Below are 523 nucleotides of genomic sequence, written 5' to 3' on the forward strand. Positions count from 1 at the left end.
GATTATGCAAAAGCAAAAAAGTGGTGTGATTATTAATATTTCTACTACATGGGCATTTGAACCAAGTCCATTATTCCCAACCTCGGTGGTTGCTCGTGCAGGTCTAGCTTCCTTTACAAAAATCTGCTCAGATCAGTATGCCACTGACAATATACGTTTTAATAATGTCTTACCAGGTTGGATTGATAGTTTGCCAATGACAAACGAACGCAGTGATAGTGTTCCAATGAAACGTTATGGTACTACAGAAGAAATTGCAGCGACGGTCGCATTCTTAGCTTCAGAAGGTGCTGCATATATTACTGGTCAAAACATTCGTGTAGATGGCGGTCTAGCTCGTTCGATCTAATAACAAATATCACCACCACCCGAATCAATGAATTCTAATAATCCCAAAACAGAAAAGCGCAAACCAAATCCTGTACGAATAGCAATATCAATATCTTCAACAGAGGCTACGCCTTCTTCGACCATTCTTGCTGCCTCATTCATTGCCAATGCTTGAATCCGTGGCACGATATAC

Annotated in this window: 2 protein-coding genes; one reads left to right on the top strand and one right to left on the bottom strand. The window is 40.5% G+C overall.

The genetic code is table 11. The features are described 5' to 3' along the window. On the top strand, positions 1–349 hold a 349-nt coding region (locus FLQ44_RS02900; protein WP_147692972.1), incomplete at its 5' end, for an SDR family oxidoreductase. Here the strand turns inward: FLQ44_RS02900 and FLQ44_RS24790 are convergent. Continuing rightward, positions 346–516 carry a 3-hydroxyacyl-CoA dehydrogenase family protein gene (locus FLQ44_RS24790; protein WP_369126593.1) on the bottom strand — a complete coding sequence of 57 codons (171 nt, stop codon included), beginning with the start codon at positions 514–516 and terminating at the stop codon, positions 346–348. The genes FLQ44_RS02900 and FLQ44_RS24790 overlap by 4 nt on opposite strands. Positions 517–523: the final 7 nt, after the last annotated feature.

The organism is Vogesella mureinivorans, from assembly GCF_007644035.1.
GTDB classification, from domain to species: Bacteria; Pseudomonadota; Gammaproteobacteria; order Burkholderiales; family Chromobacteriaceae; genus Vogesella; species Vogesella mureinivorans.